General features: G+C 67.7%; 11 protein-coding genes and 3 pseudogenes. 8 read left to right on the forward strand and 6 right to left on the reverse strand.

Annotation, left to right across the window (positions count from 1 at the left end; genetic code table 11):
* Positions 1–100: 100 nt before the first annotated feature.
* The 3 genes from OR16_RS10285 to OR16_RS10295 are packed head-to-tail and all read right to left on the reverse strand — an operon-like array spanning position 101 to position 2,090.
* The gene (locus OR16_RS10285) at positions 101–592 is read right to left on the reverse strand and encodes an aminoacyl-tRNA deacylase (protein WP_006157904.1); all 492 of its coding nucleotides are present in this window, start codon (positions 590–592) and stop codon (positions 101–103) included.
* Between the two features lie 35 nt (positions 593–627).
* Positions 628–1,623, reverse strand: a complete 996-nt coding sequence (gene xerD / locus OR16_RS10290; RefSeq protein WP_006157905.1) for a site-specific tyrosine recombinase XerD — start codon at positions 1,621–1,623, stop codon at positions 628–630.
* Entirely contained in the window at positions 1,620–2,090 is a 471-nt protein-coding gene (locus OR16_RS10295) for a methylated-DNA--[protein]-cysteine S-methyltransferase (RefSeq protein ID WP_192816422.1), read from the reverse strand. The genes xerD and OR16_RS10295 overlap by 4 nt, the downstream gene beginning before the upstream one ends.
* A gap of 257 nt (positions 2,091–2,347) precedes the next feature.
* Here OR16_RS10295 and OR16_RS10300 point away from each other — a divergent pair.
* The 7 genes and pseudogenes from OR16_RS10300 (at position 2,348) to OR16_RS10330 (ending at position 10,950) form a co-directional block, all read left to right on the forward strand.
* Positions 2,348–3,113, forward strand: a pseudogene (locus OR16_RS10300) (hypothetical protein).
* Positions 3,100–4,740 (forward strand): sugar ABC transporter ATP-binding protein, encoded by a 1,641-nt coding sequence (locus OR16_RS10305; RefSeq protein ID WP_006157908.1) that lies wholly within the window; start codon positions 3,100–3,102, stop codon positions 4,738–4,740. Before OR16_RS10300 ends, OR16_RS10305 begins: the two are co-directional and overlap by 14 nt.
* A gap of 90 nt (positions 4,741–4,830) precedes the next feature.
* Positions 4,831–5,844, forward strand: coding sequence for an ABC transporter permease subunit (locus tag OR16_RS10310; RefSeq protein WP_006157909.1), 1,014 nt, complete (start codon positions 4,831–4,833; stop codon positions 5,842–5,844).
* Positions 5,845–5,931: 87 nt separating this feature from the next.
* Positions 5,932–6,872: pseudogene (locus tag OR16_RS10315) on the forward strand (ABC transporter substrate-binding protein).
* A gap of 83 nt (positions 6,873–6,955) precedes the next feature.
* Positions 6,956–8,446, forward strand: coding sequence for a glucose-6-phosphate dehydrogenase (gene zwf / locus OR16_RS10320; protein WP_006157910.1), 1,491 nt, complete (start codon positions 6,956–6,958; stop codon positions 8,444–8,446).
* A gap of 77 nt (positions 8,447–8,523) precedes the next feature.
* Positions 8,524–9,976: pseudogene (gene pgi / locus OR16_RS10325) on the forward strand (glucose-6-phosphate isomerase).
* Positions 9,977–10,020: 44 nt separating this feature from the next.
* Positions 10,021–10,950, forward strand: a complete 930-nt coding sequence (locus OR16_RS10330) for a carbohydrate kinase family protein (protein WP_006157911.1) — start codon at positions 10,021–10,023, stop codon at positions 10,948–10,950.
* Between the two features lie 125 nt (positions 10,951–11,075).
* Here the strand turns inward: OR16_RS10330 and OR16_RS10335 are convergent, their stop codons facing one another.
* Positions 11,076–12,044 carry a tripartite tricarboxylate transporter substrate binding protein BugE gene (locus OR16_RS10335; RefSeq protein ID WP_006157912.1) on the reverse strand — a complete coding sequence of 323 codons (969 nt, stop codon included), beginning with the start codon at positions 12,042–12,044 and terminating at the stop codon, positions 11,076–11,078.
* Positions 12,045–12,179: 135 nt separating this feature from the next.
* Positions 12,180–12,806 carry a chalcone isomerase family protein gene (locus OR16_RS10340; RefSeq protein WP_081488737.1) on the reverse strand — a complete coding sequence of 209 codons (627 nt, stop codon included), beginning with the start codon at positions 12,804–12,806 and terminating at the stop codon, positions 12,180–12,182.
* A 122-nt stretch (positions 12,807–12,928) separates the two neighbouring features.
* Here OR16_RS10340 and OR16_RS10345 point away from each other — a divergent pair, with 122 nt between their 5' ends.
* Positions 12,929–13,822 (forward strand): AEC family transporter, encoded by an 894-nt coding sequence (locus tag OR16_RS10345; RefSeq protein WP_006157914.1) that lies wholly within the window; start codon positions 12,929–12,931, stop codon positions 13,820–13,822.
* On the opposite strand, the gene queG is transcribed toward OR16_RS10345, so the two are convergent.
* On the reverse strand, positions 13,815–15,041 hold the full coding sequence (gene queG, locus OR16_RS10350) for a tRNA epoxyqueuosine(34) reductase QueG (RefSeq protein WP_043419215.1): 1,227 nt from the start codon (positions 15,039–15,041) through the stop codon (positions 13,815–13,817). The genes OR16_RS10345 and queG overlap by 8 nt on opposite strands.
* Positions 15,042–15,057: the final 16 nt, after the last annotated feature.

Below are 15,057 nucleotides of genomic sequence, written 5' to 3' on the forward strand. Positions count from 1 at the left end.
CGGCAGCCCCCGCAGGGGGATGTCGTACGGCCTTTGGGTGCAAGAGCCAACGCCGCTCAAAGAAACAGCGACCACCCCATCATCCCATCACCTCAATCCCTCAATCCCTCAACCCACACTCCACCACCTCCGCCCCCACCAACGTCTTCAAAACCTGCGGATCAATACTAACCAGATACCCCCTGCGGCCCCCATTGATATAGATCCGCTCCAGCGCCAACACACCTGCCTCAACAAAAACCGGCATCCGCTTGCGCGTCCCGAACGGCGACGTCCCTCCCACCAGATACCCACTATGCCGCTGCGCCACCTCCGGCTTGCACGGTTGCACGCTCTTGCGCCCGGTTTGCCGCGCCAGGTTCTTGGTCGACACCGAACAGTCGCCATGCATCAGCACAATCAGCGGCTGGGCTTTCTCATCTTCCATGACCAGGGTCTTGATGACCGTGTGCTCCGCCACGCCAAGCTGGCGCGCCGATTCCCCGGTGCCGCCATGCTCGACGTAGTCATAGGCATGCTCGCCAAAGGCAACGCCATGCTGCTTGAGGAACTGGGTGGCGGGGGTTTCCGAAACGTGTTTGGTCTTGCTCATGATGGATGACAGGTCGCAATGACCGCGCGGTCAACCTAGCCGCGCGGATGGTGGTGCTGGTGCAGTTCGCGCAGGCGCTCGCGCGCCACGTGCGTGTAGATCTGCGTGGTGGAGATATCGGCGTGCCCCAGCAGCAACTGCACCACGCGCAGGTCCGCGCCGTGGTTGAGCAGATGGGTGGCAAAGGCATGCCGCAAGGTGTGTGGTGACAGCGGTGCGTAGATTTCGGCTTCGCGCGCGTGGCGCTTGATCAGGTGCCAGAAGGCCTGGCGCGTCATGCCCTCGCCGCGCTGGGTGACGAACAGCGCTTCGCAGGCACGCTCGCCCAATAGCGCGGGACGGCCTTCGGCCAGGTAGCGGCGCAGCCAGTCGCCGGCCTCCGTGCCAAACGGCACCAGGCGTTCCTTGTTGCCCTTGCCGCTCACCACGCGCGCCACGCCCTCGTTCAGGCCGATCTCGATGGTCTTCATCTGCGTCAGCTCGGACACGCGCAGGCCGCTGGCATACATCAGTTCCAGCATGGTGCGGTCGCGCAGGCCAAGTGGCGTGGCGGTGTCGGGTGTCTCCAGCAGCGCCTCGACCTGGGCTTCGGTCAGCGTCTTGGGAAAGCGCGGCGGCTGCTTGGCCGGGCGCAGCAGCAAGCAGGGATCGGTCGTGATCATGTGCTCGCGCAGCGCCCACTGGAAAAAGCGCTTGAACACCGTCAGCCGCCGGTTGGCCGACGAGGCGCGGGTTTCCAGGTGGCGCGAGGCGAAGTAGCCGTTCAGGGCAGTGTCGTCCACCGCCAGCAGCGCGCAGGTGCCCGAGGCATGCAGCCAGCGCGACAGCAGCGCCAGGTCGCGCCGGTAGGCGTCGATGGTGTTCTGCGCGAGGCCGTCTTCGAGCCACAGCGCGTCGCAGAAGCGGTCGACCAGGGCCAGGTCGGCGAGCAGGGCGGGGCTGTCCTCGGTGCCGATGGTGCCGTTGCCGTTTTCGACGTCGTCGATCTGGCCGCTGTCGTCGCCGTCGTCAATCCGCGCAATGTCGTTCATGCCAGCATCACCCCTTCATGGCGCAGCAACCAGCGTTTGATGTCAAGGAAGAAGCCGTCGCCGTCGTGATTGGCAAAGCCGCCGATGCCGCTGGCGCCAACCACGCGATGGCAGGGAATCACCAGCGGGAAGAAGTTCGCCCCGCATGCCTGCCCGACCGCGCGCGGCGCGCTGGCGATCTGCCGCGCCACCGCGCCATAGGTGGTGACCTTGCCGCGCGGCACGTTCGAGATCGCTTGCCAGACCCGGCGCTGGAAGGCGCTGCCGACTGGCGCCAGCGCAATGTCGAAGCGTGTGTCCGGATCGGCGTAGTAGGCCTCCAGCTGCCGTGCCAGGCTTTGCGTGACCGCGTTGGCCGGCTCGACGAGCCGCATGCTCTCGGGCAGGTAGACGATCTCGCGGACGAATTCGCCGTCGGTGCGCACGCCGATCTTGCCGAAAGGGGCTTGGAGGACGGCGTCGAAGATGGAGTCCATGGCAGGGATGGAAAGGGCGAGCCTGGATTTTAGAGCATGGCGGCGCCACCGGGATGCGCTGTGGCGTGGAGGGCGCATCGGAGAGGTCCATGCAACCGCTTGACTGGGGTTTCCCCTTTCTTGAGTTCTGCCTCTCGGCATTATTTAATTCAAACTGAATTAATTAATGCCAAAGCCCGATGCACCGCCGCCGCAGTCCAGCGCGTAGTGTGATGCAAGCGACACCCATAACAACATTCGGAGACGACATGAACAGTGCCAAGGCCGGCCGCGGCGTGAATTCCGCCAGTTTGCGGCTGTACAACGAGCGCGCGCTCCTGCTGGCGTTGCGGCATGCCGGGGAGGCGTCCAAGGCGGATCTCGCCCGCATCGCGCAGCTTACCAACACGGCGGTGGGCAGCATCGTGCAGACGCTCACGGAGGATGGCCTGATCCATGTGGCCGGCCGCCGCCAGGACGGGCAGCGCGGCCAGCCGGCCAGCCTGATCCGCTTGCAATGCCGGCGATATCGGCATGATGCCGGTGCAGCCCAGCACCCTGGCCTCCGCGCCGCGCACGGCCAAGCGGCGCGACATCCTGCTGGCGCGTGCCTCGCTCAACGCACTGACGCGCCACCTGCGCCACCACGGCGTGGCCATCGACGGCCACGCCGACCTGGAAGCGCAGGTGCGCGGCCAGCACCCGGCGGTGGCGGAGTGGCTGGACGACTGCATCGACGCGCTGGCGCCCGCCATGCAATCCGCCCTGGCGGTGCTCGACGTGCCGCTGATCATCCTTGACGCCGATATCGACGGCGGCCTGGTGCAGGCGCTGATCGAGCGCCTGCAAGGCGCGTTGGACGACGGCGCGCCCGAGGCACGGCGAGCGCCACGCGTGGTGCGCGGCTGCTTTGGTGCCAACGCCGGCGCGGTCGGTGCCGCGTCGCTGCCGATGTTCATGAATTTCTCGCCGCGGGCCGACATGCTCAAAGGCGCATCGGCCATGATTCCGGAGGCCAACCATGCCATCGTCTGATCTGTCCGCTTCGTCCGCTTCGTCCACCAAGGCGCCGCTGCTGGCGCTGCGCAATATCTGCAAGACGTTCCCCGGCGTGCGCGCGCTGCGCAATGTCGAGCTCACAGCCTACGCCGGCGAGGTCCACGCCCTGATGGGCGAGAACGGCGCCGGCAAGTCGACGCTGATGAAGATCCTGTCCGGCGCCTACACCGCGGACCCCGGCGGCGAATGTCATATCGACGGGCAACGGGTGCTGATCGACGGCCCGCAATCCGCGCGCGACCTCGGCGTGGCGGTGATCTACCAGGAGCTCAGCCTGGCGCCCAACCTGAGCGTGGCCGAGAACATCTACCTGGGCCGCGCCCTGCAGCGGCGCGGGCTGGTGGCGCGAGGCGACATGGCGCGCGCCTGCGCGCCCACGCTGGCCAGGCTCGGCGCGGATTTCTCGCCCGTTGCCAGTGTGGCGAGCCTGTCGATCGCGCAGCGCCAACTGGTGGAAATCGCGCGGGCCGTGCACTTCGAGGCGCGCATCCTGGTGATGGACGAACCCACCACGCCGCTGTCCACGCACGAGACGGATCGCCTGTTCGCGCTGATCCGCCAGCTGCGCGGCGAAGGCATGGCGGTCCTGTATATCAGCCACCGCATGGCCGAGATCGACGAGCTGGCCGATCGCGTGACCGTGCTGCGCGACGGCTGCTTCGTCGGCACGCTGGACCGCGCGCACTTGTCGCAGGCGGCGCTGGTCAAGATGATGGTGGGGCGCGACCTGTCAGGCTTCTACACCAAGACGCACGGCCAGGCGGTCGAGCGTGACGTGATGCTGTCCGTGCGCGATGTGGCCGACGGCCGGCGCGTCAAGGGCTGCAGCTTCGACCTGCGTGCCGGCGAGGTGCTGGGGCTGGCGGGCCTGGTCGGCGCGGGCCGCACGGAGCTGGCGCGGCTGGTGTTCGGCGCCGACGTGCGCACGCGCGGCGAGGTCCGGATTGCCAACCCGGCCGGCCCCGGCGGGCTGGTCACGCTGCCAGCTGGCGGCCCGCGCCAGGCCATCGATGCCGGCATTGCCTACCTGACCGAGGACCGCAAGCTGCAGGGCCTGTTCCTGGACCAGAGCGTGCACGAGAACATCAACCTGATCGTGGCCGCGCGCGACGCATTAGGCCTTGGCCGCCTGAACCGGCCCGCCGCGCGCCGCCGCACGACCGAGGCCATCGACACGCTGGGCATCCGCGTGGCGCATGCGCAGGTCAACGTCGGCGCATTGTCGGGCGGCAACCAGCAGAAGGTGATGCTGTCGCGGCTGCTGGAAATCCAGCCGCGCGTGCTGATCCTGGATGAGCCCACGCGTGGCGTGGACATCGGCGCCAAGTCGGAAATCTACCGGCTGATCAACGCGCTGGCCCAGAGCGGCGTGGCGATCCTGATGATCTCCAGCGAGCTGCCCGAAGTGGTGGGCCTGTGCGACCGCGTGCTGGTCATGCGCGAGGGCGCGCTGGCCGGCGAGGTGCGCCCCGCCAGCAGCGCGGCCGAAACCCAGGAACGCATCATCGCGCTGGCCACCGGCGCGGCCGCGCCACCGGCGCCCGCATGGGCGGACGTGCCGCTGCCCGCCGCCGGCAACGCAACCGGCATCACGCTGCATTGAGGCGGGGCGCAGCCTGTGCGCCGCCCGCAAGAAACGGAAATATCGACACCGGCCTGCAACTTCCCGCAGCCGCCGGCGCAGGAGACAACCATGCATGAATCCATCACACGTCCCGCCACTTCCACTGGCGCTTCATTGCCCGCGCCCACCCTCGGCCGCCTCACTACCCAGGAGCGCCTGCGTGCGCTTGGCATGCTGCCGGTGCTGGTGCTGCTGTGCATCGGCTTCACGGTGCTGACCGAGAACTTCGCCGGCTGGCAGAACCTGTCGATCATCGCGCAGCAAGCCGCCATCAACGTGGTGCTGGCCGCGGGCATGACCTTCGTGATCCTGACCGGCGGCATCGATCTGTCGGTGGGCTCCATCCTGTCGATCTCAGCGGTGGTGGCGATGCTGGCGTCGCTGATGCCGCAGCTCGGCATGCTGAGCGTGCCGGCCGCGCTCTTGTGCGGCCTGATGTTCGGCATCGTCAATGGCGCGTTGGTCGCTTTCATGAAACTGCCGCCGTTCATCGTCACACTGGGCACGCTGACGGCGGTGCGCGGGCTGGCGCGGCTGGTCGGCAACGACAGCACGATCTACAACCCGGATATCGGCTTTGCCTTTATCGGCAACGGCGAAGTGCTGGGCGTGCCCTGGCTGGTGATCATCGCCTTGGCCGTGGTGGCGGTGTCGTGGTTCGTGCTGCGCCGTACCGTGCTGGGTTTGCAGATCTACGCGGTGGGCGGCAATGCCGAGGCGGCGCGCCTGTCCGGCATCAAGGTGTGGGTCGTGCTGCTGTTCGTATACGCGGTGTCCGGGCTGCTGGCGGGGCTGGGCGGTGTGATGTCCTCCGCGCGCCTGTATGCGGCCAACGGGCTGCAGCTTGGCCAGTCGTACGAGCTCGATGCCATCGCCGCAGTCATCCTGGGCGGCACCAGCTTTGTGGGCGGCACCGGCTCCATCGCCGGCACGCTGGTCGGGGCGCTGATCATCGCGGTGCTGTCCAACGGCCTGGTGCTGCTGGGCGTGTCCGATATCTGGCAATACATCATCAAGGGCCTGGTGATCATCGGTGCGGTGGCGCTCGACAGCTATCGCCGCAAGGGCTCGGCGCGCACGTGAGGCGTGCGCGACCTGACCCCGGCTACCACCGGCTACTGGAGACACGATATGTCCAAGCAATACCTGGCGGCACTGGCGATGACGGCAATGAGCCTGCTGTGCCCCGGCGCAGCCGCACTGAGCGCGCCGGACGCCGTACCGGCGAGCGCAGCCGCGCAACGGCCGCTGAAAAAAGTCGGCGTCACGCTCGGCTCGCTCGGCAACCCGTACTTCGTCGCGCTGGCGCACGGCGCCGAAGCCGCGGCCAAGAAGATCAACCCGGACGCCAAGGTCACGGTGCTGTCCGCCGACTATGACCTCAACAAGCAGTTCTCGCATATCGACAGCTTTATCGTGTCGAAGGTGGACCTGATCCTGATCAACGCGGCCGACGCGCGCGCCATCGAGCCCGCGGTGAAGAAGGCCCGCAAGGCCGGCATCGTGGTGGTAGCGGTGGACGTGGCGGCGGCGGGCGCCGATGCCACGGTGCAGACGGACAACACGCAAGCCGGCGAGCTGGCTTGCGCCTTCCTCGCCGAGCGGCTGGGCGGGCGCGGCAACCTCATCATCCAGAATGGCCCGCCGGTGTCCGCCGTGCTGGATCGCGTGAAAGGCTGCAAGGCGGTGCTGGGCAAGCACCCCGGCATCCACGTGCTCTCCGATGACCAGGATGGCAAGGGCTCGCGCGAGGGTGGCCCCTCAACGTCATGCAGCTTTACCTGACCCGCTTTCCCAAGGTTGACGCGGTCTTTACCATCAATGACCCGCAGGCTGTCGGCGCCGACCTGGCCGCGCGCCAGCTGAACCGCCGCGGCATCCTGATCGCGTCCGTCGACGGCGCGCCCGATATCGAGGCCGCGCTCAAGGCCAACACGCTGGTGCAGGCCTCGGCCAGCCAGGACCCGTGGGCCATCGCCCGCACCGCGGTGGAGATCGGCGTGGGGCTGATGCATGGCCAGGCGCCCGCAAACCGCACCGTGTTGCTGCCGCCCACACTGGTTACGCGAGCTAATGTGAACGAGTACAAGGGCTGGGCCGCGCCGCGCTAGCTGGGCAGCGGTCCGCGCTCGATTTACAACCGAATCCCCCATAACCGACCAACCGACCAACCGACCAACCGACTGGTGAAACCATGCCAAACAATGCTGTAGGCGCAGTCCCCGAGTTCGACTTCGTGCTGTTCGGCGGCACCGGCGACCTGGCCACGCGCAAGCTGCTGCCGGCGCTGTTTGACGCGCATTGCGTCGGCTCGCTGCACCCGCGCGGGCGCATCCTCGCGCTCGGCAGCCAGCCGCTCGGCCAGGACGCCTACCTGGCCATGCTGGAGGCCAAGGTGCGTCCGGCGCTGCCCGCCGCCGCCGCGGCTGAAGTCTGGCAGGCCTTTCTCGCGCGCATTCTCTACCTGCAGGTGGACGCCAACGCGCCGGCAGGCTTCGATGCGCTCGCCGAACTGGTGCGCGAGCGCGCCGCGCCGGTGGTGGTGTTCTACCTGGCCACCGGCCCGCACCTGTTCGTGCCGATCTGCGAGCAACTGGCCCGCACCGGCCTTAACCACGCAGGCGTGCGCATCGTGCTGGAAAAACCGCTGGGCCACGACCTGGCCTCGTCCGATGCGATCAACTCCGCGGTGGCGTGCCACTTCGCCGAAGACCAGATCTACCGCATCGACCATTACCTGGGCAAGGAGTCGGTGCAGAACCTGATGGCGATGCGCTTTGGCAACGTACTGTTCGAGCCGCTGTGGCGGCGCGAATGGGTACGCGATGTGCAGATCACCATTGCCGAGGAAATCGGCGTGGAAAAGCGCGGCGCGTTCTACGACGGCATCGGCGCGCTGCGCGACATGGTGCAGAACCACCTGCTGCAATTGCTGTGCATGGTGGCGATGGAGCCGCCGGCGAGCCTGTCGGAGGACGCGATCCGCGACGAGAAGCTGAAGATCCTCAAGGCGCTCAAGCCCATCGAGCTGAACGAAGTCGCCGAGAAGGTGGTGCGCGGGCAATACTGCCGTGGCGCGGCGGCCGGCGACGCCGTGCCGGGCTATGTGAACGAGCCAGCCATCTCGCCCGACAGCCAGACCGAGACCTTCGTCGCCATCAAGGCCGAGATTGCCAACTGGCGCTGGGCCGGCGTGCCGTTCTACCTGCGTACCGGCAAGCGCATGCAGTCGCGCGTGGCCGAGATCGTGATCCAGTTCCGCGATGTGCCTTACTCGCTGTTCCCGCGCCCGCTGGACCACGAGCCCGGCAACCGGCTGGTGATCACGCTGCAGCCGGAGGAGAGCATCCGCCTGCATTTCCTGGTCAAGCATCCCGGCGACACGCAAGCGCTGCAGCCCGCCACGCTGGACCTGCAACGCATGCTGCCGCGCGGCCAGGGCAATCGCAATGAGCGCAAGACCGGGGCTTACGAGCGCTTGCTGCTGGACGTGATCCGTGGGCGGCTCGGGCTGTTCGTGCGGCGCGACGAGCAGGCGCAGGCCTGGCGCTGGGTCGCGCCGATCCAGCAGGCCTGGGCGCAGAGCAATCTCGCGCTCAAGCTCTACACCGACGGCACCTGGGGGCCGGCCGCGTCGAGCGCGCTGCCCTCGCGCGATGGCGCGGTGTGGCACGAAGAGCTGTGAGGCAAGTCTGAAGCATAGCGCCGCAGCGGCGGTTGCCGGCGCGGCGCGCGAGTACAGGAGTTGATTCAATGTTCCCGATGTCCCAGAAGTCCGATTTCCTGAGCACCTGGCAACGGCTTGAAGAGCATGCGCAGGTCATCCGCCATGCCCACCTGCGCGACTGGTTCGACGGCCCGCAGGGCGAGGACCGCGGCGCCGGTTTCGTGGCCGAGGCGGCCGGCCTCACGCTGGATTACGCCAAGAACCGCGTCACCGACACCACCATGGCGCTGCTCTTCGCACTGGCCGAAGAGGCCGGCGTGAGCGCGCGGCGCGATGCCATGTACCGCGGCGAAGCGGTCAACACCACCGAGCGCCGTGCCGCGCTGCATATGGCGCTGCGCGCGTGGCCGGAGGACGGCTTTCACGCGCAGGGCGTGGCGGTGGCCGGCGACGTGGCCGCGGTGCTCTCGCAGATGGAACGCTTTGCCGACGCGGTGCGCGGCGGCACGTGGCGCGGCTGGAATGGGCGCCAGATCACCGACGTGATCAATATCGGTGGCCAATGCGCACACCGCGCGCACCTGGTTCCTGCACCATGGCGTGCCGCAGGCACAACTGGCCAGCCACTTTGTCGCGGTCTCCACCAACCGGCAAGCGGTGGCCGAGTTTGGCATCGACCCTGTCAACATGTTCCCGTTCTGGGACTGGGTGGGCGGGCGCTTTTCGCTGTGGTCCGCGGTGGGGCTGTCGATTGCGCTGGCCGTTGGCTTTGCGCGCTTTCGCCAGTTGCTCGACGGCGCTCGCGCCATGGACCGGCATTTCGCCGAGGCCGACGCGCCGCGGAACATGCCGATGATCCTTGGCCTGCTAGACGTGTGGTATCGCAGCTTCCTCGGCACCGGGAGCCGCTGCGTGGCGCCGTACTGCGAGCCGCTCGAATTGCTGCCGGCCTTCCTTCAGCAGCTCGAGATGGAGAGCAACGGCAAGTCCGTGCAGCTCGACGGCGCCGCCGCCGCGCAAGGCACCGCGCCGGTGGTATGGGGCACCACGGGCACCAACGGGCAGCACGCCTACTTCCAGATGGTGCATCAGGGCTCGCACTGGATGCCGGTGGATTTCATCGCCGCGCTGGAGCCGGTGCACCCGATGCCGGGCCACCACGGCAAGCTGCTCGCCAACTGCTTTGCGCAAGGCGAGGCGCTGCTGCGCGGCCGCACCGCGCAAGAGGTCAGGGCGCTCGGCGTGCAGGACGAGGCACTGGTGCCGCACATGGTGTTCGAGGGCAACCGCCCCAGCAATACGCTGTTGCTGCAGCGGCTCGATCCGTATCACCTGGGCGCATTGATCGCGCTCTCGGAGCACCGCACCTTCGTGCAGGGCGTGCTGTGGAATATCAATTCGTTCGACCAGTGGGGCGTGGAGCTCGGCAAGCAGCTTGCCGCGCCGATCGCCTGCGAGCTCGACGGCGGGCCCGCCCGCCCGCATGATGCGTCCACCGCCGGCCTGATCCGGCGCGCATTGGCCGCCGCATCGGCCTGGCAAGGCTGACGCGCGGCACCGCGCTCATCCGGAAATACGAGAACGAGGATGCAATGACAACGACATCATGGCCAGCCTACGTCGTCTTCGGCGAGGCATTGACCGATATGGTCCACCAGGGCGGGCAGGACTGGCTAGGCCTGCCCGGCGGCTCGTGCTGGAACGTGGCCCGTGTGGGTGCGCGGCTGGGCATCCCAACCGCCTTCGCCGGCGCGATCAGCTGCGATACGCTGGGCGACCAACTGGCCGAAGCCAGTGCCGAAGCCGGCCTGGACCTGCGTTTCCTGCAGCGCGTGGAGCGTTCGCCGTTGCTGGCGTTCGTCGGCGCGCAGCACCCGCCGCAGTATTTCTTCGTCGGCGATGACAGTGCCGATCTCTACTTCGATCCCGAGCGCTTGCCGGCGGGCTGGCGCCAGGCCGCGCGCACCGTGCACTTCGGCTCGCTTAGCCTGGCGCGCCAGCCGCTCGCCGCGCGCCTGTGCACGGAAGCCACGCAGGCCAGGGCCGCGGGCAAACGCATCGCCTTCGATCCGAACTTCCGCACACCCATGCACGCGCCAGAGTACCAGGCCGCGTTCGCGCACATGGCTGGCCTGGCGGACTACATCAAGGTATCGGACGAAGACCTGCGCGGCCTGTATCCGGCACTGGACGCACCCGCCGCGCTGGCCGCGCTCAGGGCGCTGGCCCCGCAGGCGCGCTTGTTGCTGACACGCGGTGCGCACGGCATGACGCTATTGCATGGTCTTGAGGCTTGTGAACAGCCGGTCTTTGCCGTCGATGTGGTTGATACCGTTGGCTGCGGAGACGCTGCAATGGGCGGATGGATGGCGGGATTGCTGCGGGACCCCGAGGCAACGCTGGCGCGGCAAGCGCGATGGGCCGCAGCTACGGCAGCGGTGGCCGCCACGCGTGCGGGTGCGTATTCGCCGACGGTGGACGAGGTGAAGGTGTTACTGGGCGAGGCGGTGGCTTTGGCCTGACGAAGCCGGATCTGCGTTGTCCCTCCCTCTCCCGCGTGCGGGCGAGGGAGGGACAACCATCGTCATGGCGCGCGGGTTTGGCCCGCTCGCCGGCTTTGGCTAGTGCCGCAGCCTTGACACCACCATCACTGCTCCAGCTTGATGTTCTGCACCTTCACCAGCGTCTTCATCTTCTCGAACTCCTTCTTGATCTCGGCGGAGTGCTCCGCCGGGGTGTTGCCCGAAGGTTCGGCGCCGGCGGTGCGCAGGCGCTGCTGGAAGTCCTTGTCATGCAATGCCTTGACGGCGGCTTCGTTCAGCTTCTTGATGACGTCGTCAGGCGTGCCGGCCGGGGCCACCAGGCCGTACCAGGCCGGGTCGTTCGGCTCCTTCAGGCCCAGTTCGCCGAAGGTCGGCACGTTCGGCAGCGAATCGATGCGCTTGTTCCAGGCCACCACGATCGGGCGCAGCTTGCCGGCCTTGATGTAGGGCATCGACGAGGGCAGGTTGTCGACCATGATCGGCACCTGGCCGGCCAGCACGTCGTTCAGCGCCGGGCCCGCGCCACGGTAGGGGATATGGACCATGAAGGTCTTGGTCGAGACCTTGAACTGCTCGCCCAGCATGTGGCCGAAGGCGCAGGTGCCGGAGGTCGCGTACGAATACTTGCCCGGATTGGCCTTGAGCACCGCCAGGAATTCCTTGTAGTCCTTGGCGGGGAAGTTCGGGTTGACCGCGATCACGTTGGCCACGTTGGCCAGGTTGGTGATGGGCTTGAAGTCCTTGATCGGGTCATATGACAGCTTGGGGTTGCAGGCCGGGTTGACCGCCATGGTCGAGACCGTGGAGATGCCGATGGTGTAGCCGTCGGGCGCGGCCTTGGCGATGGCGTCGGCGCCGATCGAGCCGCCGCCGCCGGCGCGGTTTTCCACCACCACGGGCTGGCCAAGGATGCGGCTCATCTGGTCGGCCGCGCCGCGGCCCACGATGTCCGTCGTGCCACCGGGCGCGAACGGGATGATCAGCCGGATCGGCTTGGTCGGGAAGCTTTGCGCCTGCGCCACGGAGGCCGCTGTTGCCAGGCCGAGGGCCAGGGCGATTTTGCTGGTCTGCATGAGATCGTGTCTCCCGTCAAAAGACCGGGCGGGGATATCCGCCCAAGGTAAAGAACGCCGGCGACGCGTCCGCGGTGGCGGGGCCTTGAAGCCGGCGGCGTGAGTTCTGGCGGGCGGCTTCCGGCCGCCCGGGGGCTAACCGCCCAGGAGCCCGCGCTTGAGATCCCGGTCGACCGGATGGTCGCCAAGGAAGATGCGCAGCACGGCCTGGTAGAAATCTTCGCCCGGGATCGGCTTGCCGCGCGGCGTGCCATTGATGGCGACCACGGTGCCGCCATCGGGCGAAAAATCAAAATTGATCACATCGCCCTTGCGGGCGGTACCCATCTGCTCCATGGTCTGGCGCAGCTGGAGCAGGCGGTCCGACAGCTTCTGGAACTGGACCTCGCTGTGGTTCTCGCGGATCCCTTCGTTCAGGGCCTTGATGAAGGCATCGGATGGCACCTCGCGCAGCGGCCGGATCTGCAGGCGCTTGGGGCCGTGGTCGCCCAGCACCACGGTCGCGTTGCGCGCCTTCTCCGGCAGGTAAAGCGCGGCCACATAGCCCTTGATGATGAACATCGAGCGCAGGCCGGTGCCGTTCAGCTGTAGTTCCTTGCCGCCGACCCGGGTGGCGTCGTCGATTCGCATGCCCTCGATTTCGTTGGCGCGCGCGGGTGCCGGCGGCAAGGCCAGGGCGGCGCCTATGCAGAGGGTGAGCGCCAAGAGGCTTGCGCGGCGGGCGAGCCTTTCGCGCGCGAAGGGGGTACGACGGGAAAACATAAAGGCTGGACGGTACGACGGAACGTGCCATCGTCCTCGATTTCTGAAACAATACCAATTGGTATCTGCCCTAGGCTGCACTTGGCGTGCGTGGGGGCCATCACAATAACTAAAAACAAGCGATGTCTTCTGCTCTCCTGTTGGTGCCCGATTTCAGCCTGATCCTGATCGGCTGGCTGCTGGTGCGCTATTCCCCGTTCGACCGCGCGTTCTGGGCTGGCGTGGAGCGGCTGGTGTACTTCGTGCTCTTTCCCGCGCTGCTGCTGCAGTCCACCAACAGCGCCAAGTTCGATTTCTCCTCCACCTCGGCCATGCTTGGCCTGGCGCTGATGACCACCGCCTTCGGCATGGTGGGCGGTTACGCCGTCAAATGGGCGATGCGCCCGGCGCCGCTCGATTTCGCTTCCGGCCTGCAGACCGCGTTCCGCTTCAATTCCTATATCGGGCTGGCGCTGGCCGCGCGCCTGGGCGGCAGCGAGGGCCTGGCCATGATGGCGGTGATCGTCGGCTGCACGGTGCCGCTGTGCAATGTGGCCGCGGTATGGGCGCTGGCCCGCCACGGTGAAACCCGCTTGTGGCGCGAGCTGGCGCGCAACCCGCTGATCCTGGCCACCGCCGGTGGCTTGCTGACCAACCTGCTTGGCCTGCATCCGCCCGAGGTGGTGGGCATGACGCTGGCCCGGCTGGGTTCCGCGTCCACCGCGCTGGGGCTGATGACGGTCGGCGCGGGCTTGCAGATGCGCGGCGTGACGGGCGCGATCGGGCCGGTGGCGTGGTGGAGCGGTGTCAAGCTGGTGGCCATGCCGTGCTTCGCCTGGGCGGTGGGGCGCTTGCTGCCGCTGACCGAGCTGCAGTCGCAGATCGTGGTGCTGTTTGCCTCGCTGCCGACCGCGTCGAGCGCCTACATACTGGCCGTGCGCATGGGCGGCAACGGGCCGATGGTGGCGGCGACGATCTCGGTCATGACCGTGGCGGCCATCGTCACTACGCCGTTCTGGTTGTCTTTGGTCAGCTAAGGGGCGCTTCGGCGCGCGCTGGCGCTTGGCGCAGCGCCCACTCGATATGCTCGCGCACCAGCGGGCTGGCGTCGGCCAGGCGCGCGCCGAGGGCGGCGCGGATGCGCGTGGCCAGCGCCACGTCGCCACTGGCGATGGCCGCGCGCAGGCTGTTGCCCAGCCCCACCGCCAGGTTGCGCAGCCAGCGTTCATGGCCGATGCGGCGGATCGGGCTGCCTTCCAGCCGCTGGTTGAATTCCGCTTCCGTCCAGCCGAACAGTTCGGCCATGTCGGGCGCGTCAAAGCCATTGCGCACGTCGAAGTCCGGCAGCGTGGCGCGGTGGGCGAACTTGTTCCACGGGCAGGCCAGCTGGCAGTCGTCGCAGCCGTACACGCGGTTGCCCATCGGCGCGCGCAAAGCCTCGGGGATGGCGCCCTTGTGTTCGATGGTCAGGTAGGAGATGCAGCGGCGCGCGTCGATCCGGTAAGGCTCCAGGATGGCCTGGGTCGGGCAGATATCGATGCAGCGGCGGCATTGTCCGCAATGGTCGGAAACCGGTGCGTCGGCGGGGAAGGGCACATCGACCAGGATCTCGCCAAGGAAAAACATCGAGCCGCCATCGCGGTCGAGCAGCAGCGTGTGCTTGCCGCGCCAGCCCAGCCCGCCCTGGGCGGCCAGCGCTACCTCCATCACCGGCGCCGAGTCGGTGAAGACGCGATAGCCGAACGGGCCGATGGCGGCTTCGATGCGGCTGGCGAGTTGCTGCAGGCGGTTGCGCAGCACCTTGTGATAATCGCGGCCCCGCGCATAGTGCGAGATCACGGCCGTGGCGGGGTCGTCGAGCCGGGCGAGTTCGTGGGCGCGCCAGTCGTTGGGGACCGCGGCAGGCAGATACGGCATGCGCGCCACGATGGCGCGCACTGTGCCGGGCACCAGTTCGGCAGGACGGGCGCGCCGCAAGCCGTGGTTCGCCATATAATCCATCTCGCCGTGGTAGCCCTGCGCCAGCCACGCCAACAATCCTGCTTCAGCCCGGCTGAGATCCACGTCGGCAATGCTGACCGCGTCGAAGCCGAGTTCCGTGCCCCAGGTCCGGATCAAGCCCACCAGCGCTGCCAGCCCGGCGGCGTCCGTGCCTGTATGGGCAATGGACGGCGCAAGGCCAGGCGCCACGCCAGGGACGGCGCTGCTGGCAGGAGGGGGCGAGGCGGCTGGCGCCTGGGCTGCTCGGTCGATCATTCCCGAATTGTACGCA

The sequence above is a fragment of the Cupriavidus basilensis OR16 genome (genome assembly GCF_000243095.1).
GTDB lineage: Bacteria > Pseudomonadota > Gammaproteobacteria > Burkholderiales > Burkholderiaceae > Cupriavidus > Cupriavidus basilensis_D.